General features: G+C 64.6%; 22 protein-coding genes. 10 read left to right on the top strand and 12 right to left on the bottom strand.

The window, feature by feature from the left end; all coding sequences use genetic code 11:
- Positions 1-32 precede the first annotated feature (32 nt).
- The 9 genes from GYK42_RS03510 (at position 33) to GYK42_RS03470 (ending at position 9,840) form a co-directional block, all read left to right on the top strand.
- Positions 33-911, top strand: a complete 879-nt coding sequence (locus GYK42_RS03510; RefSeq protein WP_166446361.1) for a branched-chain amino acid ABC transporter permease — start codon at positions 33-35, stop codon at positions 909-911.
- Positions 908-1,891 carry a branched-chain amino acid ABC transporter permease gene (locus tag GYK42_RS03505; protein WP_166446360.1) on the top strand — a complete coding sequence of 328 codons (984 nt, stop codon included), beginning with the start codon at positions 908-910 and terminating at the stop codon, positions 1,889-1,891. The genes GYK42_RS03510 and GYK42_RS03505 overlap by 4 nt, the downstream gene beginning before the upstream one ends.
- Position 1,892: 1 nt before the next feature.
- A complete protein-coding gene (locus tag GYK42_RS03500; RefSeq protein WP_166446359.1) occupies positions 1,893-2,648 on the top strand; it encodes an ABC transporter ATP-binding protein in 756 nt (251 codons plus the stop codon).
- Positions 2,648-3,379 (top strand): ABC transporter ATP-binding protein, encoded by a 732-nt coding sequence (locus GYK42_RS03495; RefSeq protein ID WP_166446610.1) that lies wholly within the window; start codon positions 2,648-2,650, stop codon positions 3,377-3,379. The genes GYK42_RS03500 and GYK42_RS03495 overlap by 1 nt, the downstream gene beginning before the upstream one ends.
- 9 nt (positions 3,380-3,388) lie before the next feature.
- Positions 3,389-4,003, top strand: a complete 615-nt coding sequence (paaY, locus tag GYK42_RS03490) for a phenylacetic acid degradation protein PaaY (protein WP_166446358.1) — start codon at positions 3,389-3,391, stop codon at positions 4,001-4,003.
- 95 nt (positions 4,004-4,098) lie between these two features.
- Positions 4,099-6,150 (top strand): phenylacetic acid degradation bifunctional protein PaaZ, encoded by a 2,052-nt coding sequence (gene paaZ, locus GYK42_RS03485; RefSeq protein WP_046684301.1) that lies wholly within the window; start codon positions 4,099-4,101, stop codon positions 6,148-6,150.
- Positions 6,151-6,529: 379 nt separating this feature from the next.
- On the top strand, positions 6,530-7,792 hold the full coding sequence (locus tag GYK42_RS03480; RefSeq protein ID WP_166446357.1) for a hypothetical protein: 1,263 nt from the start codon (positions 6,530-6,532) through the stop codon (positions 7,790-7,792).
- A 10-nt stretch (positions 7,793-7,802) separates the two neighbouring features.
- Positions 7,803-8,207: a hypothetical protein gene (locus tag GYK42_RS03475; RefSeq protein ID WP_166446356.1), complete on the top strand. Its 405-nt coding sequence runs from the start codon at positions 7,803-7,805 to the stop codon at positions 8,205-8,207.
- Between the two features lie 58 nt (positions 8,208-8,265).
- The gene (locus GYK42_RS03470) at positions 8,266-9,840 is read left to right on the top strand and encodes a methyl-accepting chemotaxis protein (RefSeq protein ID WP_166446355.1); all 1,575 of its coding nucleotides are present in this window, start codon (positions 8,266-8,268) and stop codon (positions 9,838-9,840) included.
- 34 nt (positions 9,841-9,874) lie between these two features.
- Here the strand turns inward: GYK42_RS03470 and GYK42_RS03465 are convergent, their stop codons facing one another.
- The 12 genes from GYK42_RS03465 to GYK42_RS03410 form a co-directional block, all read right to left on the bottom strand.
- A complete protein-coding gene (locus GYK42_RS03465) occupies positions 9,875-11,098 on the bottom strand; it encodes a M24 family metallopeptidase (RefSeq protein WP_166446354.1) in 1,224 nt (407 codons plus the stop codon).
- 45 nt (positions 11,099-11,143) lie between these two features.
- Positions 11,144-11,680 (bottom strand): type II secretion system protein, encoded by a 537-nt coding sequence (locus GYK42_RS03460; protein WP_240943422.1) that lies wholly within the window; start codon positions 11,678-11,680, stop codon positions 11,144-11,146.
- Complete coding sequence (locus GYK42_RS03455; protein ID WP_166446353.1) at positions 11,667-12,050, bottom strand: type II secretion system protein; 384 nt, start codon at positions 12,048-12,050, stop codon at positions 11,667-11,669. Before GYK42_RS03455 ends, GYK42_RS03460 begins: the two co-directional genes overlap by 14 nt.
- Before the next feature lie 5 nt (positions 12,051-12,055).
- Positions 12,056-12,526: a type II secretion system protein gene (locus GYK42_RS03450; protein WP_346768053.1), complete on the bottom strand. Its 471-nt coding sequence runs from the start codon at positions 12,524-12,526 to the stop codon at positions 12,056-12,058.
- A complete protein-coding gene (locus tag GYK42_RS03445) occupies positions 12,523-14,403 on the bottom strand; it encodes a secretin and TonB N-terminal domain-containing protein (RefSeq protein ID WP_166446352.1) in 1,881 nt (626 codons plus the stop codon). Before GYK42_RS03445 ends, GYK42_RS03450 begins: the two co-directional genes overlap by 4 nt.
- Positions 14,404-14,420: 17 nt before the next feature.
- Positions 14,421-14,960 (bottom strand): hypothetical protein, encoded by a 540-nt coding sequence (locus GYK42_RS03440; RefSeq protein ID WP_166446351.1) that lies wholly within the window; start codon positions 14,958-14,960, stop codon positions 14,421-14,423.
- Positions 14,957-15,577, bottom strand: a complete 621-nt coding sequence (gene pilO / locus GYK42_RS03435) for a type 4a pilus biogenesis protein PilO (protein WP_166446350.1) — start codon at positions 15,575-15,577, stop codon at positions 14,957-14,959. Before pilO ends, GYK42_RS03440 begins: the two co-directional genes overlap by 4 nt.
- Positions 15,565-16,107, bottom strand: coding sequence for a hypothetical protein (locus GYK42_RS03430; RefSeq protein WP_166446349.1), 543 nt, complete (start codon positions 16,105-16,107; stop codon positions 15,565-15,567). The genes pilO and GYK42_RS03430 overlap by 13 nt, the downstream gene beginning before the upstream one ends.
- Entirely contained in the window at positions 16,098-16,886 is a 789-nt protein-coding gene (locus tag GYK42_RS03425) for a hypothetical protein (RefSeq protein WP_166446348.1), read from the bottom strand. Before GYK42_RS03425 ends, GYK42_RS03430 begins: the two co-directional genes overlap by 10 nt.
- Positions 16,873-18,579, bottom strand: coding sequence for a GspE/PulE family protein (locus GYK42_RS03420; protein WP_166446347.1), 1,707 nt, complete (start codon positions 18,577-18,579; stop codon positions 16,873-16,875). Before GYK42_RS03420 ends, GYK42_RS03425 begins: the two co-directional genes overlap by 14 nt.
- Positions 18,580-18,589: 10 nt before the next feature.
- Entirely contained in the window at positions 18,590-19,783 is a 1,194-nt protein-coding gene (locus GYK42_RS03415) for a type II secretion system F family protein (RefSeq protein WP_166446346.1), read from the bottom strand.
- 248 nt (positions 19,784-20,031) lie between these two features.
- Entirely contained in the window at positions 20,032-22,563 is a 2,532-nt protein-coding gene (locus GYK42_RS03410; protein WP_166446345.1) for a M4 family metallopeptidase, read from the bottom strand.
- Between the two features lie 674 nt (positions 22,564-23,237).
- Between GYK42_RS03410 and GYK42_RS03405 the strand changes: the two genes are divergently transcribed.
- The gene (locus tag GYK42_RS03405) at positions 23,238-23,894 is read left to right on the top strand and encodes a hypothetical protein (RefSeq protein WP_166446344.1); all 657 of its coding nucleotides are present in this window, start codon (positions 23,238-23,240) and stop codon (positions 23,892-23,894) included.
- Positions 23,895-23,913: the final 19 nt, after the last annotated feature.

The raw sequence follows: 23,913 nt of genomic DNA, 5'->3' as shown, positions 1-23,913 counted from the left end.
GCCCGCGCGTAGCCGAACATATTGGAGACACCATGGAAGTCGCACAATTTCTACAATTTCTGTATTCCGGGATGACGGTCGGTTCCGCCTATGCGCTGGCTGCGCTGGGCTTTACCATCATCTACAACACCAGCGGCGTGATCAACTTCGCCCAAGGCGAATTCATCATGCTGGGCGGGATGCTGGCCGCCGTGATGTCGGCCGCCGGCGTGCCGCTGCCGCTGGCCATCATTCTGGCCGTCATCGCCACCGGCCTCGTTGGCCTGCTGATGGAAAAAACCGTGATCGAGCCGGCGCAGAACGCGCAGGTCATCACGCTGCTGATCATCACCATCGGCGCCTCGCTCGTGCTGCGCGGCCTCGTGCAAATCTGGCTGGGCAAGGATACGCACTCGCTGCCGGCGTTTTCCGGCGATGCGCCGATCGATTTTTTGGGCGCCAGCCTGCTGCCGCAAAGCCTGTGGGTGCTGGGCGTGACGGTCGTCATCGTGCTGGTGCTGGGCTGGTTCTTCGGCCGCACCCTGATGGGCAAGGCCATGCTGGCCACGTCGCACAACAAGCTGGCCGCGCAACTGGTGGGCATCAACACGCGCAAGGTGCTGCTGTTCTCGTTCGGCCTGTCGGCCCTGCTGGGTGCTGCGGGCGGCATCCTCGTTGCACCGATCACTTACACGTCCTACGACGCGGGCATCATGCTGGGCCTGAAAGGCTTTGTCGCCGCCGTCCTCGGTGGTCTCGGTGGCGGCGCGGGTGCGATTGCCGGTGGCCTGATCCTCGGCATCGCCGAAGCCATGACTGCCGGCTACATCTCTTCGGCGTATAAAGACGCGGTGCCTTTCGTGCTGATCCTGCTGATCCTGTTCTTCCTGCCGCAAGGCTTGTTTGGCGCCAAAAACTCGGAGCGTGTATGAAGAATTTCTTTACCCGCTCGCGCCACGGCGGCCTGGTATTACTGGCCCTGGTGCTGGCCATCCTGCCCCTGTTCCTCACGAATGCGTTCTACTATGACGTGGCGATCCGCATTGCCCTGAACGCCATCGTCGTCATCGGCCTCAATCTCCTGATGGGCTACACGGGCCAGATCAGCCTCGGTCACGCGGGTTTCTATGGCCTGGGCGCGTATGCGTCGGCCGTGCTGACCACGCACTATGGCTGGCCGCCGCTGGCCGCCCTGGCCGCCGGCGCTGTCGCCACGGGGCTGCTGGCGCTGCTGCTGGCGCGCCCGGTCTTGAAACTCAAAGGCCATACGCTGGCCATGGCGACCCTGGGCCTGGGCATCATCATCTCGATTGTCATCAACAACGAGACGCAGTGGACGGGTGGCCCGGACGGCATCGGCGTCTCCGCCTTCAGTGTCGCCGGCCTGGACATCGCCGGTGAAAAATCGTGGTACCTGGTGTGCGCCGTACTGCTGTTGCTGGTCACGTGGCTGGCGCTGAACCTGATCGATTCGCCCGTCGGGCGCGCGCTGCAAGCCATCCACGGCTCGGAAGTGGCGGCCCGCGTCGTCGGCGTCGATACGACGCGTTTCAAGGTGCGCGTGTTCGTGCTGTCGGCCGTCATTGCCAGCATCGCCGGCAGCATCAGTGCCCACTACATCGGTTTCATCACGCCCAACCTGGCCGGTTTCTTCCACTCGATCGAGCTGGTGACGATGGTGGTGGTGGGCGGCATGGCGTCGATCTTCGGTTCCATCATCGGCGCGGCCCTGCTGACGATCTTGCCGCAGCTGCTGTCCAGCTTTGAAGGCTGGGAAACGGTGGTGTTTGGCGTGATCCTGATGGCCACCATGATCTTCATGCCCAAGGGCCTGGTACCGAGCCTGGCCAGCCGTTCGCGCAAGCGGGCCGCCACTCCGAAGGCGCCCGTCAAATCCGCACAGGAGGTCTGAGATGCTGACGATTACCAACCTGAGCAAGAGCTTCGGCGGCGTGCACGCGGTGCAGGACGTCAGTTTTACGGTCAAGGAAGGCAATATCCACTCCGTGATCGGGCCGAACGGGGCCGGCAAGACGACCCTGTTCAACCTGATCACCGGCGTCTACACGCCGACCAAGGGCGAAATTTTGCTCAATGGCGAGAACGTGGCCGCCATGTCGCCCGATGCGCTGGCGCGGCGCGGCATGAGCCGCACCTTCCAGAACCTGCAGGTGTGCATGAACATGACGGCCATCGATAACGTGATGGTGGGCGCGCATCTGCGCCTGAACCAGAACCTGTTCGCCTCCATGCTGCGCTTGCCGTCCGTGCGCCGCGCGGATGCGGCCTGCCGCGACGAGGCGGCGGGCCTGATGGAGTTTGTCGGCGTGGGCCGGCATATCGATGACGAGGCGGGGCAGATGTCGTATGGCGCCTTGAAACGCCTGGAAATCGCCCGCGCGCTGGCGGCCAAGCCGAAAGTGCTGCTGCTCGATGAACCGGCTGCGGGCTTGAACCACACGGAGACGGGCGAGATTGAAACCCTGATCCGCAAGGTGGCGCAATCGGGCGTGACGGTGGTGCTGGTCGAGCATGACATGAAGCTGGTGATGAATCTGTCGGACCATATCCTGGTGCTCGACTATGGCAAGAAGCTGGCCGAAGGGACCGCCGCTGAAGTGCGCGCGAATCCCGACGTGGTGGCGGCATACCTGGGAGTGGCGGCATGATGAAGATGGAAAAACCTCAGACACCGCTGGTGCTCGACATCCAGGGATTGACCAGCCATTACGGCCGCATCCAGGCCCTGCACGGCATCGACCTGCAGGTACGCCAGGGCCAGTTGGTGGCGCTGGTGGGCGCGAATGGCGCCGGCAAGACGACCCTGTTGCGGGCGATTTCCGGCGTCCAGCCGGTCAGCGCCGGCAGCATCGCTTTCGCCGGCCAGGACGTCAGCCGCATGAGCGCCGACAAGCGCGTGCGCAGCGGCATTTGCCAGGTGCCGGAAGGGCGGCAAGTGTTCGGCCCCATGACGGTGGAAGACAATCTGCGCCTGGGCGCGTTTACACGTCCCGCACAGGACGTGGCGGGCGACATGGAGCGCATGTATGGCCTGTTCCCGATCCTGAAGGAAAAGCGCTTGCTGCTGGCCGGGACGCTATCTGGCGGACAGCAGCAGATGCTGGCCATGGCGCGCGCGCTGATGGGCCGCCCGCAACTGCTGCTGCTCGACGAACCGAGCATGGGCCTGGCGCCTTTGCTGATCGCGGAAATCTTCCGCATCGTGGCCGAACTGCGCGACCAGGGCATCACCATCTTCCTCGTCGAGCAGAACGCCCATGCGGCCCTGTCGATCGCCGACGTGGGCTACGTGATCGAGACGGGCGCCATCACCTTGTCCGGCCCCGGTCCCGAATTGCTGCATAACGAGCAGGTACAAAGCGCCTATCTGGGCATGTAAGGAGTCTGTATGGTCAAAGTCTACGAAATCAACGGCGTCACCCCCGTCGTCCACCCCAGCGCCTACGTGCACCCGTCGGCCGTGCTGATCGGCGACGTGATCGTCGGTCCGCGCTGCTATATCGGTCCCCTGGCCTCGATCCGGGGCGACTTCGGCCGACTGATCCTGGAAGAGGGGGCGAACCTGCAGGATACCTGCGTCATGCACGGTTTTCCCGGCTGCGACACGGTGGTCGAAGTCGACGGCCATATCGGCCACGGGGCCGTGCTGCACGGCTGCCGCATCGGCCGCAATGCGCTCGTCGGCATGAATGCCGTGGTGATGGACAACGCCGTCATCGGCGAGGAATCCATCGTCGCCGCCATGAGTTTCGTCAAGGCAGGCATGATCGTCGCGCCGCGCAGCATGGTCGTCGGCACGCCCGCCAAGATCATCCGCGCGCTGACCGATGATGAAATCAAATGGAAAAGCTCGGGCACGGACCAGTACCACGAACTGGCCGTGCGCTCGATGCAGACGATGCGCGAAGTGGAAGCCCTGACTGAAGTCGAGGCGAACCGCCAGCGCCTGAATTTCGAATCCGCCTTGCCGCTGCACCTGCACAAGAACGCAGCGGCGCAGTAAGCAATATGGGCGTAGGTCGGATTAGCGGGGCAGCGCCCCGCGTAATCCGACACTACCACCAACATCACCACACCCTCGTTTTACGGAGAAACCACATGGCTCAAATATCCACCCTGCAAAGCCTGATCGCCGGCCGCTGGCTGGGCGAAAGCGCCGCCGTGCCCCTGCACAGCGCCTTGAACAACCGCGTCATCTATCACACGCATGCGGAAAAGATCGACTTCGACGAAGCCGTTACGTATGCGCGCAAGACGGGCGTGCCGGGCCTGATGGCGCTCGACTTCCAGCAGCGCGCCGCGCGCCTGAAGGCGCTGGCCCTGTACCTGGTCGAACGCAAGGAAGAGCTGTACGCGATCTCGCACCTGTCGGGCGCCACGCGCGCCGACAGCTGGGTCGATATCGAAGGTGGCACGGGCACCCTGTTCGCCTACGCCAGCATGGGCAGCAACGAGCTGCCATCGTCGAACGTGCTGCACGAAGGCCCGGCCATCGCGCTTGGTAAAAAAGGCGGTTTCGCCGGCACGCACATCCTGGTGCCGCGCGGCGGCCTGGCCGTGCATATCAACGCCTTCAACTTCCCCATCTGGGGTTTGCTGGAAAAATTCGCGCCCAGCTTTTTGGCGGCCATGCCCTGCATCGCCAAGCCGGCCACGGCGACGAGCTATCTGACGCAGGCCGTCGTGCGCATGATGCACGAATCGGGCTTGCTGCCGGCCGGCAGTCTGCAACTGGTGATCGGCTCCACGGGCGACTTGCTGGACCGCCTGAACGGCCAGGATTTCGTCACGTTTACGGGATCGGCCGCGACGGCCGCCAAGCTGCGCACGAATCCCAACCTGATCGGCCAGTCAGTGCCCTTCAACGGCGAAGCCGATTCGCTCAACTGCGCCATCCTGGCGCCGGACGTCACGCCCGACGACGTGGAATTCGACCTGTTCGTCAAGGAAGTCGTGCGCGAGATGACGGGCAAGTCGGGCCAGAAGTGCACGGCGATTCGCCGCATCATCGTGCCCGAGCACCTGATGGACGCCGTCGGCACGCGCCTGCGCGAGCGCCTGGCCAAGGTGGTGGTGGGCGATCCGTCCATCGAAGGCGTGCGCATGGGCGCGCTGGCCTCGAAAGAGCAGCAGAACGACGTGGCCGAGCGCGTCGCCACCCTGTCGCAGGGTAATGAAGTGGTATTCGGCGCGGCCGACGGTTTCAATCCGCTCGGTGATGGCGCGCAGGACGGCAGCTTCTTCTCGCCGACCTTGCTGATGTGCCGCGACGCCTTCGGCAACGACGCCGTGCATGACGTCGAAGCGTTCGGCCCTGTCAGCACCATGATGGGCTACCACGATATCGACGAAGCGCTGGCCCTGGCCGCGCGCGGCAAGGGCAGCCTGGTGAGCACCCTGGTGACGCGCGATCCGAAGATCGCCGCGCGCGTGGTGCCGCAAGTGGCGGCCACGCATGGCCGCGTGCACGTGCTCGAGCGCGTGGCTTCCGTCGATTCGACGGGCCATGGCTCGCCCCTGCCGCAACTGAAGCACGGCGGCCCTGGCCGCGCGGGCGGCGGCGAAGAATTGGGCGGCGTGCGCGCCGTGCGCCACTATCTGCAACGGGCGGCCGTGCAAGGTTCGCCGACCATGCTGGCGGCCATCACCGGCGAATACGTGCGCGGCGCGGATGTCAATGAAAGCCCGATCCACCCGTTCCGCAAGCACTTCGAGGACTTGAAGACGGGCGACTCGCTGCTCACGCACCGCCGCACCGTCAGCGAAGCGGACATCGTCGCCTTCGGCGGCATCTCGGGCGACTTTTTCTACATGCACTTCGACGAAATCGCGGCCAAGGAATCGCAGTTCGGCAAGCGCATCGCCCACGGCTACTTCGTGCTGTCGGCCGCCGCCGGCCTGTTCGTTTCGCCTGGCGTCGGTCCCGTGCTGGCCAACTATGGCCTGGACAACCTGCGCTTCGTCGCGCCGGTGGCGATTGGCGACACCATCCGCGCCCGCCTGACGTGCAAGCGCAAGGTCGACCGCAACCGCAAGGACGTTTTTGGCGTGGGCCAGGGCGTGGTCGCGTGGGACGTGCAGGTGACGAACCAGAACGAGGAACTGGTGGCCAGCTACGATATTCTGACCCTGGTCTCGAAGCGCGAATAAGCGTCTGCCGCAGCACTGGTGTAAACGGCGCCGCCCGCGATCTTCGCGCAGGCGGCGTTTTTTTATTCGGCTTCTCTTGAATTATCCATAAGTGTATGAAAAATATAGCGTAAGTGTGGTTTTGCACCGCGTGCTATTTAGATAAACCCCTCTAGAACGCGTGCTTTTTTCGTGAAAAGGGGCGAATTCACTCATTGCCGCAAGAAAACTTTCCAACGTAAAACCTTTTCTCTGTAGCATGGTTTTACTCACTGGTCACGCCGCCATGCACGCTCCTCGAAGCGATGGCGGCGCGAAAAAACGGACCCGGCCTTTTACGGCCGGTGAGCCATCGACCTCGAGCCCACTCCACGTTCACCGCTACGGGTATTTAATTACTATGAATAAACACGTCCTGATTTTCCTGTTGGCCATGCCCCTGGCCATCAGCCATGCCTATGCCGAAGAGGCCACGGGCCCTGCGGTCAAGATCAGCGGCTACGGCACTGCCGCCCTGACCATGGCCGATACCGACAATGCGCAGTTCGCGCGCCCGAACCAGGCGGCTGGCGCCAGCAAGACAGCCCGCACGGGTGTCGATTCCAACCTGGGACTGCAAGCCAATGTCACCGTCAACCCGTGGCTGTCGGCCACCGTGCAGGGTCTGGCGCGCAAGGATGGCGAGGACGATTTCGGCGCCGAATTGGCGTGGGCCTTCGCCAAGGCCAAGGTGTCGGACAGCTTCAGCGTGCGCGTCGGCCGCATGGGCCTGCCCGTCTTCATGATTTCCGATTACCGCAACGTCGGCTATGCCAACACCATGCTGCGCCCGCCCGGCGAAATGTATTCGCAGGTACCGCTGAACAGCATCGATGGCATCGACGGCACCTACCAGTTCAGCGCGGGCGACACCAGCATCACCACGCAGCTGGCGCTGGGCCGCACCAAGGCCACCCTGGCCACAGGCCCCGCTTCGACGGTGCAGGTGGAAGGCAAGTCCATCGTCGCCCTCAACGTGGTGGCCGAGCATGGCCCCGTCACCGTGCGCTTCGGCCGTGCCGAGACCAAGCTGACGATCAACGATTCGCCGAGCCTGAATACCTTGATGGGCAGCCTGCGCGCGGCCGGCAACGGCTACAGGATCGCCCAGCTGGGCGCCCTGGCCGATGCGCTGGAAGTTAAGGACAAGAAGGCGTCCTTCACGTCCGTTGGCCTGGGCCTGGACTGGAACAACGTGCTGCTGCAGTCCGAATATGCAAAGCGAAAGACGGACAGCTATGTCAGCGACAGCACCTCGTGGTACGTGATGGGCGGCTACCGCATCGGCGCCTTTTTGCCGTACTACAGCCACGCCAGCCTGAAGGCCGATGGCCGCGTGAACAACACCGTGCCCGCATCCTGCCCTGCCGGCTATCCGGCCGCCTGCACGCCGACCCTGCGCGCGCTGTCGGCCGGCGTCGACACCCTGGCTACCATGCGCAACCAGCTCGAGCAATCGACGGACAGCATTGGCGTGCGCTGGGATTTCCACCGTTCGGCCGCGCTGAAGGTGCAGATCGACCGCATCAAGCCGAAGAATGGCCCGGGCCTGTTCGTGCAAGCCAAGCCAGGATTCCATGGCCCCGTCACGGTGGCTGCCGCCGCCATCGATTTCGTTTTCTAAGGAGCGCCGCATGAAACCTTACATTTTTGCGGCTGCCTTGCTGGCGCTGTCGACCGCTTTTTCCGCCATGGCCGAAGTGGTCGTGGTGGTCAATCCGAAGAGCGCCGCCGGCGCCATGACGAATGAACAGGTGGCGCAATTCTTCCTCGGTAAGTCGACGGCCATGACGCCGGTTGACCAGCCGGAAAGCGCACCCGTGCGCGCCGAGTTCTACAAGAAGGTGACGGACAAGGAACCTTCGCAGGCCAAGGCACTGTGGTCCAAGCTGGTTTTCACGGGCAAGGCCACCTTGCCGAAGGAGGTGGCGAATAGCGCCGACGTGAAGAAGGCCGTGGCCGCCGATCCGAAAGCCATCGGCTATATCGAAAAGAGTGCCGTCGACGGCAGCGTCAAAGTGGTGCTGACGGCGCCATAAAGCCGGCCCGGGCCGCGCGCCATGCGGCGGCCCGGTACACATACATCAGGAGACAGCAATGAGCATCAAACGCAAGATATGGGCGCTGCCTGTCGTCTCGGCCGTGATTTTCGGACTGGGCCTGGCCGTCAGCGCCTATCTGTCCACGGCCACGCTCAATTCCATCCACGCCACCGAAAGCGCCGACTATCCGGTGCTTGACCTGGCCAAGTCGCTGACCCTGGACGTGGCCGCCGTCGGTGACGCCTTGCGCGATGCCGTCAGCGAAGGCGACAAGGAGCGCATCGGCCAGGTCGGCGGCCAGGCAGTCAAGCTGCGCGAAAAACTGGCCGCCTTTGCGGCGATTCCCGGCCAGCGCGAGCAGGGCCAGCGCCTGGCCAGGGAATTTGATGCCTATTACGCGCCGGCACTGAGCGCGGCGCGCATCATGCTGGAAATGGAAGAGGGCGACCCGCAAGCGACCGTGGCGCGCATGCAGGGCGCGCTGGCCGTGCTCAACACGGACCTGGCCAAGACCAACGAACAGGCGCAATTGCAGTTCAAGCAGGGCATCGAATGCAGCGCGGCCAATGTGCGCAATGCGCTCAATACCAGCATCGCCGTGGCGCTGGCCGTCATCGTCTGCCTGGTGGCCGTGTCGCATTTCGTCGTGCGCGCCATCTGGCAGCAGCTGGGCGGCGAACCCGAATACGCGCGCCAGATCGCGCGGGCCGTGGCCGATGGCGACCTCTCGATGCAGATTGTGACCGAGGCGGGCGACCAGGACAGCCTGCTGGCGGCGCTGAAGGAGATGCGCGGCCGGCTGGCCGGCATGGTATCCGGCATCAAGGCGTCGGCTGAAACCATCCAGGTGGCTAGCGCGGAAATCGCTCAGGGCAATGCGGACCTGGCAGCGCGCACGGAATCGCAGGCGGGCAGCCTGGATCAGACAGCGCGCAGCATGGACAGTCTGACTTCCACCGTGCGCGACAACGCCGCCAACGCGGGCCAGGCGCACGAACTGGTGGTGTCGGCATCGTCGGTGGCCGTGAAGGGCGGGCAAGTGGTCAGCCAGGTGGTCACCACCATGGGCGAGATCAATGATTCCTCGAAACGCATTGTCGACATCATCGGCGTCATCGACGGCATCGCTTTCCAGACGAATATCCTGGCCTTGAACGCGGCCGTGGAAGCGGCGCGCGCCGGCGAGCAGGGACGCGGCTTTGCCGTGGTGGCCTCCGAAGTACGCAACCTGGCGCAGCGCAGCGCGGCTGCGGCGCGCGAGATCAAGCAATTGATCGGCGATTCGGTAGCCAAGGTCAACGTCGGTTCGAAGCTGGTCGACGAGGCGGGTCTGACCATGGGCCAGATCGTCGACTCCGTGAAAAAGGTGGCCGACATCATGGCCGAGATCAGCGCCGCGAGCCAGGCGCAAAGCGCCGGCATCGGCGACATCGGCGTGGCCATCGGCAGCATGGACCAGATGACGCAGCAAAATTCCGCGCTGGTGGAAGAAGCGTCGGCGGCTGCCGAATCACTGCAGGAACAGGCCGTGCAGCTGGGCACGGCGCTGGCCGTGTTCAAGCTGGCGCAGGGCGTTGTGGCGTCGGATTACGCGCGCAGCACTCCTGCGGCTTACCTTGCGTTGCGGTGATGTCGGATTAGCGCAGCGTAATCCAACACCCGGCTTATGCGCGCAGCCCGAACGGATCGTCGATGCTGTGCGCCGGCTGCGTGAACCAGCGCGGACCGTTTTCCGTCATGTAAAAATGGTCTTCGTGGCGGATGCCGAATTCGCCGGGGACGCAGATCATCGGCTCGTTCGAGAAGCACATGCCCACGTCGAGCGGCGTCGTGTCATTGCCCACCAGGTAGGGCCATTCGTGGATATCGAGGCCGATGCCGTGGCCGGTGCGGTGCGGCAGGCCCGGCAATTTGTAGCCGGGACCGTAGCCATCTGCTTCCAGCGACACGCGGGCGGCGCGGTCCACGTCGCCGCAGGGCACGCCCAGTTGGGCGGCCGCGAATGCGGCGGCCTGCGCCGCCTTTTCGCTGTTCCACACGCTGCGCTGGCGTTCGCTGATGGCGCCAAACACATAGGTGCGCGTGATGTCGGAGATGTAGTTCATCACCTGGCAACCCGTGTCGATCAGCACCGTGTCGCCCGCTTTCAAGGTTTGCACGTAGTTGACGCCATGCGGGTAGGCCGTCGCCTCGCCGAACAGCACGATGCAGAAATACGAGCGGGGCGCCCCCACCTTGCGGTGCGCGCGCTGGATGAATTCCTCTACTTCCACCGTCGTGATGCCTTCGTACAGCATGCTGGCCGTGGCCACGTGCACGGCCAGGGTCATGTCCATCACGCGCTGCATCAGGGCGATTTCCGCCTGTGATTTTCTGCTGCGGCAGTAGGCCGTGACGGCGCGCGCGTTTTCCAGCGCATAGCCGGCGGCCAGCGGCTTGATGCCGTCGTAGATGAAGAAGGCGGCGCTTTCGCAGATGCCCACGCGCGGCGGGGCAGCCGAATCCTGCGCCACGCCCATGCGCGCCAGCACGTTGACGAACAGCTGGTACGGGCTTTCATGCTCTTCCCAGCAATTGACCTTGCCTTCGATGAGCATGAAGCCTTGCAAGGTGCTTTCCTCGAAGGCGGGGGCGATGTATTCGATGTCGCCGCTGGCCGGCAGGATGGCGCCCACCATGCGCTCGCTGGCATACCATTTGGTGCCCGTGAAATAGGTGAGGTTGGCGCCCGCGTTCAGGTAGATGGCGGCGATGCCCTGCTGGCGCATGAACGCTTGCGCCCTGGCGATGCGTTGCGCATGTTCGTCCTTGCCGATGGCGACCATGCCGCCCGTCATGTCCGACAGCGATGCCAATGCCTGTTCGATGGAAATGCCACCTATGCTCATGCCTGCTCCTTTGCTCGATGCTGAATATGGAATGCGGGCATGATATCAGTTCGCGCCTTTCGGCTTGAGCCCGGGCGCGCCGCCGGCCGCATCTGGTGGGGCCAGCACCAGGTCGTGCGGATACGTGAAGTGCCAGTCCGCGTAGCGCTGCTTGCGGCGCAGGCTCGCGTCTTCGTCGAGAAAATTATCCTGCTTGATGGGCAGCTGCGGCGACAGCGAATGGATGCCGACGATGCGTCCTTCCTGCCGTAGCACGCCCCATTCCGCCTTGCCCGTGACAGGGTCCGCATATACGCGGCGCAAATGGCGCCGGGCGTTGGCAAAGCGCGGATCGCGCAGCAGTTCCTGCAGGGTCAATGGATAGCGGGGCCGCCCGTCGCCCGGCGTGCTGTCGTAGTAGCGGCCCAGCGCGTTGCGAAATTCATGGCCGATGAACAGCAGCTCGCGTTCCTTGTCGCGCCGCGCGGCCGTGGCATGCAATTCGCTGGCCAGCACCAGGCCCACGCCCATGAAGGCCACCAGCATCAGGGTCCAGATATACGCGAAGCCCCGTGCGCGGCGTCGAAAATCAGAGCTGCTCAAAGGGAATGCCCTCGCGCGTCTTGCCCTTGGCGCCGCTGCGCACGTCGGCCACGCCGCCGATCTCGCCATTGGGCGAAGGGATCAGCTGCCACGTAGCGGCGGACTCCGTGACGGGGTCCAGCGGCACGCTGCGGAAATAATGGTGGGTCACCAGGTCGGCCAGCGCGGCCGGATACTCACCCTTGTCGGCATAGTATTTATCGAGGCCGCTCCTGAGCACCTGCAGGTTTTCCTTCAGGGCGATTTCCTTCGATTTTTCCACGGAACCGAAATAGCGGGGGATGGCGATCGTCAGCAGCAGCGAAATGATCGCCAGCACCACCAGCAGTTCGACCAGGGTAAAGCCGCGGCGTAGAGAAGAGGCAGGCATCGGGTTCACCATTGATTGAGCGGCACGCCGTTCAGGCCCACCTTGGTCGAGCGCGAGGCGACATCGAACACGTCCTCGCCTTCGCTGGGATTGTCGGGCGGCGAGGCATAGGCGCGCTTGCTCCAGCTGTCGGCGGCGCTGCCTTCTTCCCTGGGCTGGAACGGGTCGCGCGGCAAGCGGCGCAGGAAGTAGATGTTCTGCTTCGAGGGACTGCGCTGGTCGGGCACGCCCTCGACCAGTTCATCGAGTTTTTTCGGATAGCCGGAGGCGCCCAGCGACAGCTTGATGCGGCCATTGTCCGAAGCGCGCTTGTAGGCATCGATCGCTTCGCGCATCTCGATCAGGGCGCTGCGCAATTGCTGCTCCTTCGCCCGTTGCAAGGCCACCTGCGCCATCGGCACGGCCACCGTGGCCAGGGTCGCCATGATGGCCAGGGTGATCATCAGCTCGATGAAGGTAAATCCCCTTGGTTTCACTGGCCGCCCTTGCCTGATTTTTCGCCGGCGGCGGGCGCTTCGTCGCCGCCCGTCATGGGCGAGCCGGCGCGCGGCGGAGCCTGTTCCGGCGCGGCAATCGCCTCTGGGGAGCCGCCCACGCTGGCGCGGCCGCCCACGGATGCTTCGGTGCCGGAATTGAATTCGGCCGTCATCAGGTCCGGGCGGCGGATGCTGCGCAGCAGGCGCGGCGTGATCGACAGCACGATCTCGCTGCGCATGGCGTCGTCCTTCTGGCTGCCGAACAATCGGTTCAGCACGGGCAGTTCGCCCACGCCCGGCACCTTGTTGGCCGTGCCCCGGTCTTCGTCGCTGATCAGGCCTGCCAGCACCTGCGTCTCGCCATCCTTCAGGCGCAAGACCGTCGACGCGCTGCGCGTGCCGATCTGGTATGCCTGTGTGCCCGTCTTGCTGATCACTTCCTTGACGACGTTCGACACTTCCAGGTTGATCTTGATGGCCACTTCGTCGTCCAGGTAGACGTTCGGTTCCACGTCGAGCTTCAAGCCCACGTCGATGTAGTTGACGCTGTCGGAACTGACGCCGTTATTCGTCGTGACGGTGATGACGGGCACACGGTCGCCGATGAGGATCTTGGCCTTTTCCTTGTTGCGCACGCGGATGCGCGGGTTGGCGAGGATATTGCTGTCGCTGTCCGTCTTGTTGGCGTTCAGGGTGACGCCGCCGATGCCCAGGTTGATATTGTCGCCATTGATGCGGTGCAGGTCGGCCACTTTCAGGCCACCCAGGCCTCCTGTAATACCTGCAGCACCGGCCAGTGTCAGGCTGGCCTGGTCCGGCCAGCGCACGCCCAGTTCCATCAGGCGCGTGCGCTTGACTTCCAGCACTTCCACTTCCAGCATCACTTCCGGGTCGGCCAGGTCTTGCACGTTGATGATGCGCTCGGCCATGCGCACCATTTCAGGCGTATCGCGCAGCATGATGATGCCCAGGCGTTCATCCGTGACGACGTCCTTGGCCTTGAGCAGTGTCTTGATGGAAAACGCTACCGTCTTGACGTCGGCATTGGCCAGAAAGAAGGTGCGCACCACGAGCTGCTGGTAATCCTTCACCTTTTGCGGCGTGTTCGGGTAGATCGTGATCGATTTGTCGCTGGTGACGCTTTGTTCCAGCTGGTTCGCGCCCAGCAGCATGGCGATCGCTTCTTCGATGCTGGTGTCGCGCACGGAGATCGTGGCGCGCAAGGCTGGGTCGACTTCCTTGTCGAAGACGAAGTTCAGGCCCGACACCTTGCTGATGAAGTCGAATACGGAGCGCAGGGGCGCGTCCCGGAACTCCAGGGTGACGGGTTTGCGGTAGGCGGCCGCCAGCTTGCCGCCGGCCGGCAGGCTTTTCGACTGCGTCTCGCCGATGCGGCTTTTCAGGGCCAGCGCCTCGCGCTGCGCGGGGCGCTCCTGCAGCACCTGGCGCAAGGCTTCCTGCGCCTGCGCGACATTCGCCTCGCCACCGCGCTGGTAGCTGGCCTGCGCTTCCTGCACCAGTTTTCGGTGCCGTTCGTCCTGCGCCACGCCGGCCAGGCCCCGCTGCGCCACATCGTTGCTGGCGTCCAGTGCCAGCGCCTGCTGGTACAGCGCCTGTGCTTCGGGCAGCTTGCCCTGCTGGCGCAGCGCCTCGGCGCGGCCATTGAGGTTGTTCAGCGCGCGCATCCTGCCGTTGGTGACGGCGATGCGGTACTTGGCGTTGGTCGGCTCGGCTTGCGCCGCCTGTTCCAGCAGGGCCAGGCCCTGTTCCGTGCGCCCCGCGCCCAGCATGGCCTGGCCATCGTTATAGGCCTGGTTGCCGGCGCAGGCGGCCAGCAGGGACAGCATCGGCAGCAGGGTGATGAGATTACGAGACATACGTGTGGCGCGTCGTTTCAATTGAGATCCCCTACGGCGAGTGTCTGTTTCAGGTTGAGCGGCAGATAGGTAAATTGCAGGGCGCCTTGCACCACGCCATCGAAGCGGTAACGCTCTTCGAGCGTGTCGCCGGGGCGCGCGACCACGTTGCGTTCGCCCGCTTGCAGGAAGTAGGCCGCCTTGCCTTCGTCGACGAAGCGGCCGAGGAATTGAAATGGCAGCGGTGGCGGCGCGTTCGCATCGACGCGGGCCGGGGGCAGCGCGGCCTGGGCCGCCTGCTGGTCGAGCATGATCTTTTTTGGCGTCTCCGGCTGCCAGCTTTGCTTGGCGAACAGGGTGGCCGCTTCCTCGTCGTCGAGTCCCCGGCGCGGTTCGATGGCCAGCGCGCGATTCGTTTGCGCAGCTGCAGTGGCGGCAGCGATGGGAACTGGCGCCACCCGCTCCACGTGGCGCGGCGTGGCCGTGGCCGGCCCCACGATGCTGCCTTCGTCCTCGGGCGCGAAGAGGGCGGCCAGCAAGGTCGCCACGGCGGCGGCTCCCAGTACGGCTTTTTTCATCGGCGCACCTCCGCCTTCTTCACCAGCAGGATGAACTGGATGCGCGCGTCGATTTCGCCCGCCTCGATCTGCTCGCGCTTGAAGAGCACGGAGTCCAAGGTCAGGGTGGGCAGTGCCTGCAGGGCATCGACGATAAAGGTTTGCAGCTGCGCGTATTCGGCCTTGACGGGCAGAGTGATCTGGTAGCGCAAAAAGGCCGTGTTACCGTCTTCCTGCGGCTTATAGTCGGCCTTGGCCAGGGTGACGCCGCTCTTTTGCGCCACTTCCAGCAATGCCTTCAATTGTTCGGGAATGCTGTCATGCGCAGGCAGGTAGGCGTGAAAGGCGGCCAGGCTGTCGGCATCCGCATCGAGCGTGACAGGTGCCGACGGCAGCGCCGCCTGTTTCGCCATCATGGCCAGCTGCGCGCGCAATTGCTGCTGGCCTCCGGCCAGGGCATCACCCTGCTGCACGGCGAAAGCGGCCAGCGCCAGGCAGGCCGCACCGATGGCGCTGGGCCAGCCCAGCATGCGCCACAGACGCGTGGTTTCCCACGCCAGGCGCGGCGGCACGTGAAGCTGCAGACGCGCGCGGGCCACGGGCGTGCCGGCTTTTAACACGGGTTTTATTGCCGCCATTGCGCCTCCAGCTGAAAACGGTAAGGGTGTTCGGGGGCGTTCGCATTCATCTCGTGCTTGAGCAGATACACGGAGCTGAACATCGGCTGCTGGTTCAGGAAGGCCAGGTAATTGAGCATGTCCTGCGGGGTTTCACCCTCGGCGGCGATCTTCAGGACGCTGGCACCGTCCTGTCCCTGCTGTGCGTTCAGGTCCAGCCCCAGCAGGGCCACGCGCACGTCGCGCGGCGCCTGCACCGTCTTGATCAGGCGCGTGACGGGCAGGTTGAGCTGGCGCACGGCGGCGGCCACCTGTTTCAGTTCGAGGTCGCGTTCGCGCTGCTGGCTCGCCGACAGGGGCGCGCGCACGGGACGCGCGGGCTGCAGCTGCGCCAGTTGCGCTTCCAGGCGCCGCGTTTCCTGCGCCTGCACCAGCCAGTACCCGGCGGCCGGCAGCAGCATCAAGCCGCCCGCCAGGCACAGGGCCAGGCGCCAGCCCTTGAAGGTCTGCATTGCGCTGGGTGGCAAAAATTCCAGACGGCTCAGGCCCATGCGGCCTCCCGCATCAGGTGGGCGCCGCTGGCCACGGCGATGGGCACGAAGCGTTCGGGCACATTCGTTTGCGGCACACCGCTCAAGTCGATCAGCGCCACCTGTTCGATGGCGTCAAGCTGCGGCGCGCGCAAGTTCCAGCGCCGCCAGGCCCGGTCCAGTTCATCGCCCCAGTCCGCGGCGCAGGACTGGCTGTGCAGGGCCGTGATGCACCCGCCGCTCGCCGTTGCCAGCAGCAGCCGGCCCGCCTCCACCAGGGCGAAGGCGGCGGGTTTGCCGCCGGCGATGCTGCGCCAGGCCGGTCCGGCGATGGGTTCGATGGACAGGCAGCGCCGGCCATGCGCGGCCGCCGCATCCTGCACGCCTTGCAGCAGGGCCGCATCGATGCCGCAGGCCAGGCGCGGCTTGCCATAGGATGCGTCGTCCGCAGCCAGGCGCCAGCCGCGCGCGCCATCGCCGTACACGGCGGCGAACTGGCTATGCAGGAAGCGCTGCGCGCTGGCCCGCTCGAGCAGGGCGCCGCTCCACGGCACCACTTGCATGGCGCACCAGCGGCTGGCCAGGCTGACGGCCAGCGGCAGTTTTTTTTCATTATGCTGTTCGAGCCAGCCGCGCAGGGCGGCCAGCGCCACTTCCCAACTGGCGTCGGGATTGGCGATGGGCAGGTGGAAGGCGCTGTCCGCCACGGGACGGCCGGCGCGGCGCAGCACGCCGTGCAGCCCGTGCGGCGCCAGGTGCAGGCACACGGTGGCGCGGGCAAGGCGTTCAATAAGTGACACGATTGAGCTCCGCTAAAGTGGTTTCGCCGCGCCGCACCAGGTCCAGGCCCGCTTCGCGCGCCAGGCGAAAACCGTTGCGCGCCGCTTCTTCCTTCATCTGGCTCAGGGGCGCGCGCGTGCAGATCATTTCGCGCATGGCATCGCTGAGCATCAAGACTTCGGCGACGGCCTTGCGGCCCTTGTAGCCGGTGCCGCGGCAGTGGCCGCAGCCCTTGCCTGCCATGAACTGCCAGTCCTGCACCTGGTGCAGGGCCAGGCCGCTGTCGCGCAGCTGCTGCGCATCGGCCAGCACCTCGGCGCTGGCGTCGACGGCGCAATGGGCGCAATTGAGGCGCAGCAGGCGCTGCGCCACGATACCGTTCAGGGCCGCCGCAAAGCTGTAGGCGTCGACGCCCATGTGCAGGAAGCGGCCCACCACATCAAAGACGTTGTTCGCATGCACGGTGGTAAACACCAGGTGGCCCGTGAGCGCTGCCTGCACGGCGATCTGCGCCGTTTCGTCGTCGCGGATTTCGCCGATCATGATCTTGTCCGGGTCGTGGCGCAGGATGGAGCGCAGGCCGCGCGCGAACGTCAGCCCCTTCTTTTCGTTGACGGGAATTTGCAGCACGCGCGGCAAGCGGTATTCCACCGGGTCCTCGATGGTGACGATCTTGTCGCGCCCCGTATTGATTTCCGTGATGGCCGCGTACAGGGTGGTGGTCTTGCCGGAACCCGTGGGGCCCGTCACCAGCAGCATGCCGTGCGGCTTGGCGGCCAGGCGGCGTATCTGCTCGATGGCGTCCTCGTTCAGGCCCAGGCTTTCAAGGCGCAGCGCCTGCGCCGCCTCCGTTAGCGCGCGCCGGTCCAGCAGGCGCAGCACGGCGTCTTCGCCAAAGATATTGGGCATGATGGAAACGCGAAAATCGATCTCCGCCCCTTTCACGCGTACCTTGAAGCGGCCATCCTGGGGGATGCGCCGCTCGGCGATATCGAGATCGGCCATGACCTTGATGCGCGAGATGATCTGCTCGGCCATCTGTAGCCCCTGCACCTGGCCCGCCTGCACCAGCACGCCGTCGACGCGGTATTTGATGACGAGGCTGGCCACGTCACATTCGAGGTGGATGTCGCTGGCCTGGAATTTCAGGGCGTCGTAGATGGTGGAGTTCACCAGTTTCACCACCGGGCTGCTGTCTTCGCTGATGCGAATGAGCGAGATATCCTCGATGCTCTGGTCCAGGCCCGGCACGTCACTGTCGTCATCCTGGTGCTGCATTTCCTGCATCGCCTGCTGCACGCTTTCCTGCTGCAGCAGATAGGCGGCCAGGTCGTCCGGGTGCGCCAGCGCCACCGTAAAGGGCGTGGACAGGGCGAAGTCGGCCCACTGCAGCAAGTCTTCGGCAAACGGGTTGCCGATGACGAGCACGGGCGGCGCGCCGGGGACGCCTGGCTGCAGCAGCACGCAGTCGCGCTGGGCGCAATCCGTGTAGGGCAGCAGGCCGAACGCGGGCAAGGCGGCCTGCAGCTCGGCCATCGTCCAGGCCGGGTAACGGAACAGGGCGGCCAGCTGGCGCAAAAAGACTTCGGGCGGCAGGGCCGCCGTTTCCTGCAGCACGGCCATCTGCGGGCGGCCTTGTTCCAGCGCGCTGGCGTGGGCGCGACGCAGCATGGCGGCATCGAGCACGGCCCGTTCCTCGTCGCGTGCGTTCATGTCATGACTCTCACGATAAGCTCCCGGCCAGTTCAAAGATCGGCATGTACATCAGCACCACCACGCCGCCGATGACGACACCGATGATGGTCATCAAGAGCGGTTCGAGCAGGCGCGACGCCCAGTCCACCCAGCGGGCGAATTCCTCGTCGTGGAACTTGGCCGAGCGTTCCAGCATGTCGCCCAGGCGGCCCGTGTTCTCTCCCACTTTCAGCAGCGATTGCGCCACCGGCGTGGCCATGCCGGCCTGTTCCAGCGCGGTGGAAAACGGCATGCCTTCCTGTACCGCGCGGCGCGCCTGCGCCAGCTGCTCCTGCTGCGCCGGCAGCAGCATGGGGCCGACCATGGCCAGCGCCTTGTGCAGGGGGATGCCGGCGTGCAGCAACAGGCTGAGGGCGCGGTAGAAGCGCGCCAGGCGAAATTCCGCCGCCTTCCCTGCCAGCACGGGCAGGCGCAAGAGGCGCAGCACCAGCGCCATGCGCATGGTGCGGTTGGCGATGCCAAAGACCACGGCGGCCAACACGGCGGCCAGCGCGCCGGCGCACAGCAGCGGATGCGCGGCCAGGGTCTGGCCAAAGCCGAGCAGCATTTGCGACATCCAGGGAATCTCGCGGCCCGAGCTTTCGTAGACGACGCTGAACTTGGGCACCACGTAGCCGAGCAGGAACAGGGTCACGAGGCCGCCGACAACGAGCAGCATGCACGGGTAGATGGCGGCGGAAATGAGTTTTTTTCGGATGGCGTCGAACTGCAGCTGGTAGGCGACGAAGCGCGCCAGCGCCTCGGGCAGGTTGCCCGAGCGTTCGGCCGCATGCACGGTGGCGATGTAAATGTCGGGGAAGATGTCGGGAAAACCGGCCAGGGTGTCGGAAAAGCTTTGCCCTTGCTGCAGGGTGAGGACGATGGCGGCCAGGGTGGCCTTGGCGCCAGGGCGGGTTTCCTTGTTGTGCAGGGTGGCCATGGCCTCGCCCAGGTTCAGGCCCGCTTCGAGCAGGGCCAGCAACTCCTGGCTGAATTGCAGCAGAGGCAGGCCCTGTTTGCCGGGACGCAGCGCGGCGCCTGTGTCTGACGTGGCGCCAGCGTCGACGGCCAGCACGCGCCAGCCGCCGCGCACGGCCGCGCGGATCGCCTCGGCCTCGCTGGCGGCGTCAATGGCCAGCGTCTGGCTGCCCGCCGGGCCCTGCACCTGGAGGTGGAACTGCATCGTCGGCTCAGGCGAGCATGGCGAGGGCCTGGGGCGTGAAAATGGGAGTATGTGAAAAGGGGACGGCGCGTGCGGACAAGGTCGAAGTAGGCATCGGTCAGGAACAATCCAAAAAAAGTTCAATTCGTCGCGGGTACCGGCAGCAGGCAAGAGGCAATCACTGCCTCAGGGTAGACTGGAATTGCCAGGAAATCAATCGTGCCGTGCGGGCAAGCCTTGTATCGATGGCTTGCCCGCAATTCAGCCGCTTACTGCGTAACCAGGCTGACCTTGTCGATCACGAACGAGGTTTGCAGCGATGCATCCTCGGTCGCGGCAAACGAGATCTGCACGGTCTGGCCCTTGTAGGCGATCAGGTCGAAGGTGCGGATCTGGTAGCCGGCAGCCTTGTTCACGTTCGAATACGAGGCCAGGGTGCCCAGCACCGTACCGGCGCTGTTCTTCACGGTGACGACCAGCTTGTCGTACACGGTATTGCCTGTTTCAGCCGTGTCGATATGCAGCGCGAAGGTCAGGCTGGCGGAAGTGGCGGCGGCCGGAATGGCCACGCTTTGCGTCAGCGATTCGCTGGCCGTGGCGCCATTGCCGCCCAGCCAGGCGTACTTCGTGCCTTCATAGGCGGTTTGGCCCGTGAAGGTGCCGATGGCGCCCGTGGTGCCGCTCCAGCCCGTGGCGCCGGACTCGAAGCCGCCGTTCGTCACTCTTTCGGTGGCCGAACTGGTGCCGACCGTCAGCGTGGCGTTGTTCGACGTGGCCGTCACGGCAGGCGAGGACGAATCCGTCACCGTTGCCTTGAAGACGGCGCCGCTGTCGGCCGCCACGGTCGTGAAGCTGTAGGCTGGCGACGTGGCGCCGCTGATCACGGCACCGTTGCGGTACCACTTGTAGGTGTACGGCGCCGTGCCGCCGCCCGCGCCTACGGCGAATGAGGCGGTGGTGCCCGGTGCGACGGTGATGCTGGCCGGCTGGCTGGTGATGGTCACCGCGCCGCCCGTCGTCGATTCATCGACGTCGGCGCCCACGTTGATGGCTGCATACGCGCGCTTGACGGCGATGGACTCGGCGCTGCCCACGCCATACAGTTCCTCGGCTGCCTGCAGCACCTTGTTGCGCGCATCGGCGTAGTTGGTCGACGAGGTGAACTTGGTGGTGGCGGCCTTGAACCAGATGCGGTACGCCTTGTCGCTGCCGATGCCGGTCATGGCCAGCGGGCTTTTGTTCAGGTAGGAGCTGTAGTAGTCGCTGCTGGACGTGGAATTCGAACCTTGCGACAGGAAGTAGAACATGCGGTTGTTCGGGCCGCTGCTGTAGTGGACGTCCAGGTTCTTGATGGTGCTGCTCCACGCATTCGGGCTGCTGCCATCCTTGCTCGGCTTGTACAGCCAGCGCAGCGGCTGGCCATTTTTGGCGATTTCCTTGCCCGTCATCCAATCGTTGCCCGTGTTGGGAATCGTCGTGCCCGTGCCGCCGGCGCGCGCATAGGCTTCCACCATTTCGCCGGCGATGTCCGAACTCGATTCGTTCAAGCCGCCCGACTCCTGCGAGTAGATCAGGCCCGAGGTGGCGTCCGTGATGCCGTGGCCCATTTCATGGCCGATCACGTCGATGGAACCGAGGTTGTTGAACGAGCTGCCGCCGTCGCCGATGTACATGCACTTGCAGTTGCTGTCGTAGTAGGCGTTGTCGTAGGCCGTGTTGACGTGGGCGGCGATGTGGGTGGCCGTGTTGTTGCCGTCCAGGCTGGACCAGCCCAGCACGTTCTTGTGCGTGTCGTAGGTGTTCATCAGGCCCCACATCGCGTTCACGGCCGCCGTCTGGCCGTTGGCGTTGGTGGTGCTGCCACCGTTGATGTATTGCTGGCCGTCGCCCCAGGTATTGCTGGTGCTGCTGTACACGCTGCCCGAGGTGGTGCCGTGGTTGGCATTCGTGATGGCCATGCCGCCGAAGCTGCCGCCCGTGCCGCGGCTGGGGTCCTTCATGGTGTAGGTGCTGCCCGTGAGCGTGGTGTTGAGCGGCACCTGGCCGTTGTACTGGCTGTTGCCGATGCCGGCGACGGTTTTCAGGGCTTTCCATTGGCGCAGGATGCGGCCATCCCTGGCGCTGACGACGGTGTCGTAGTAGACCGGTTTGCTACCGCTGATCATGCGCGTCTGCACCAGGTAGGCCAGCTCGTAATGGTCGACCACGTCCTGCACGTCGAGGGCGTTCAGCGCGGCTTCCGACTTGTTCTCGGCGCCGGCCACGCGCACGGTTTTCATGACGGGGTAGATCAGCAGTTGCGCATGCGGCGGCACGTGGTCGACGGCGCGCACGCCAATGCTGTCCACTGCGGCGGCGATGGCGGCGGCGGCGCTGATGGCCGGTGTCGTGTCGATATCGGTGGTGGCGCTGCGGGTGACGGAATTGACGCCGCCGCTGCCGAGGCCGGACGCGCGGTCCGACACGGATTCGCTGACGATGTCGCCGGCGCTGTTGCTGACCACGACCGTTTCGGAACCGAAGACGGGCAAGCCCTTGTAGGTGTGCTGCACGCGGCTGACACGCGTGCCGCTGACACCCGGATGCTGGGCGCCGACGGCAAAGCCATGTTCGGTGTTCAGGCCGCGGCTGCGCGCCTGCGCTGCCAGCTTGTTGACCAGGCTGGCGGTCTCTTGTGGAGAAGCCAGGGCGACCGGGGCAGCCATCAGGGTGTGTGGCAGCGGCGTGGCGGCGTCTGCCGTGGTGGCCATCAGCGGCAGGGCGGCGATGGATGCGGCAACTATCGTCAAACGTAAATTCATTTCTGCTCCATGGTATCGGTTAAGGAAATGGTGAATGAGCTGGCCGCGATGCCTGATGGCCACCCCGGCGTGCCTGGCGGCGGGCGGATAGCCTGCCGTTTTGTGGTGGCATGACGCCGGGTAGGGCGACACTAAACTTGTCGAGATCGCCATGTCAAAAAATTCAAGAAATGGGTCACTCCACGAATTTTTGTTAAGAATTGAACATTTATCGGCGCCACATCGTTGGAAAGTTTGATCTACCACAAGCTGCAACTTTTGTTATGGACTACTTCCCCTAATGGAGCGTTCTGTTGGAAAAACACTGTTGCATTTTCTAAATGTTGCGATCTACACTAGCTCTTCGCGTTGTCCCCGGCGGACCAGGCGAAAACAAAAAAAGCGCACGCGGCAATGACCGCGTCCAGATACAGCGCATCGGGAAAAAAATCGGGAGTTTCACATGACGTCAGTTCTGTTTTCTGCTGTTGGTTTCAGCCATTTCCCCTCTGGAGCGGCATTCATGCTGCATCCGCCTTCCTAGCCGACGCTATCCGGCTCTTCCCCCCGCGAGGGGGCTTTTTTCAATGAGTCCGACCGCGCCGCCCGGCGCGGCCGCTGGCGCAGTGCATCCTTTTTTCAGGAAGGGTTGCCGGCTCCTGGTGCGTGCACCGGAATCACCGGCCCGAAGAACTATGCTTTCGATAGCGACCAAAGTGGAACAGATCGTGATGGAATCGGCCTTTCTCAGCGAGGGATTGGGCCGGGGCTTGCTGAACCTGTCGGAACTGGCGCGCCAGCTGCAGCCGCAATTGCAGACCGACTTGTGGAAGCCGGTGGGGCAGGCCGCCGTGGTGATGGCGCTGCGCCGCCTGGCCGAACGGATGCCGCAGCAGAAAAGCGGCGAGATCATGCTGGCGCACCGCGCGGGTGAACTGTCCACGCGCAGCGAATTGATGATTTTTACCTATCGCTACTCCGACGAGACGTATGCCTGCCAGCGCCAGTTGCTGGCGCTGGCGGCGCCCCAGCGTGGCACCTTCATCACGGTGACGCGCGGCGTCAATGAGGTGATGGTGATCTGCAGCCGTTCACTGCATGCGCTGGTGGAAGAGGTATTCGGCGAAGAGCAGGAACTGGCGCGCCTGGAACGGGTGACGGCCGTGACCTTGCACCTGGCGCCCGAAACCTGTTATACGCCGGGCGTGTATCACGCCATCCTCAAGCGCCTGGCCTGGGAGCGGATCAACCTGATCAACATCATCTGCACCTATACGGAGCTGACCTTGCTGCTGGAGGCGTCGCAGACGGGGGCGGCTTTTTCCGTGCTGTCGAAAATCGTCGCGCAATGAAAAACGCCCCGCTGCATCG

It is taken from the genome of Janthinobacterium lividum (genome assembly GCF_011601275.1).
GTDB classification, from domain to species: Bacteria; Pseudomonadota; Gammaproteobacteria; order Burkholderiales; family Burkholderiaceae_D; genus Janthinobacterium; species Janthinobacterium lividum_E.
The sequence above is the reverse complement of the archived record's forward strand: the minus strand, read 5'-3'. Positions and strand labels throughout refer to the sequence as shown.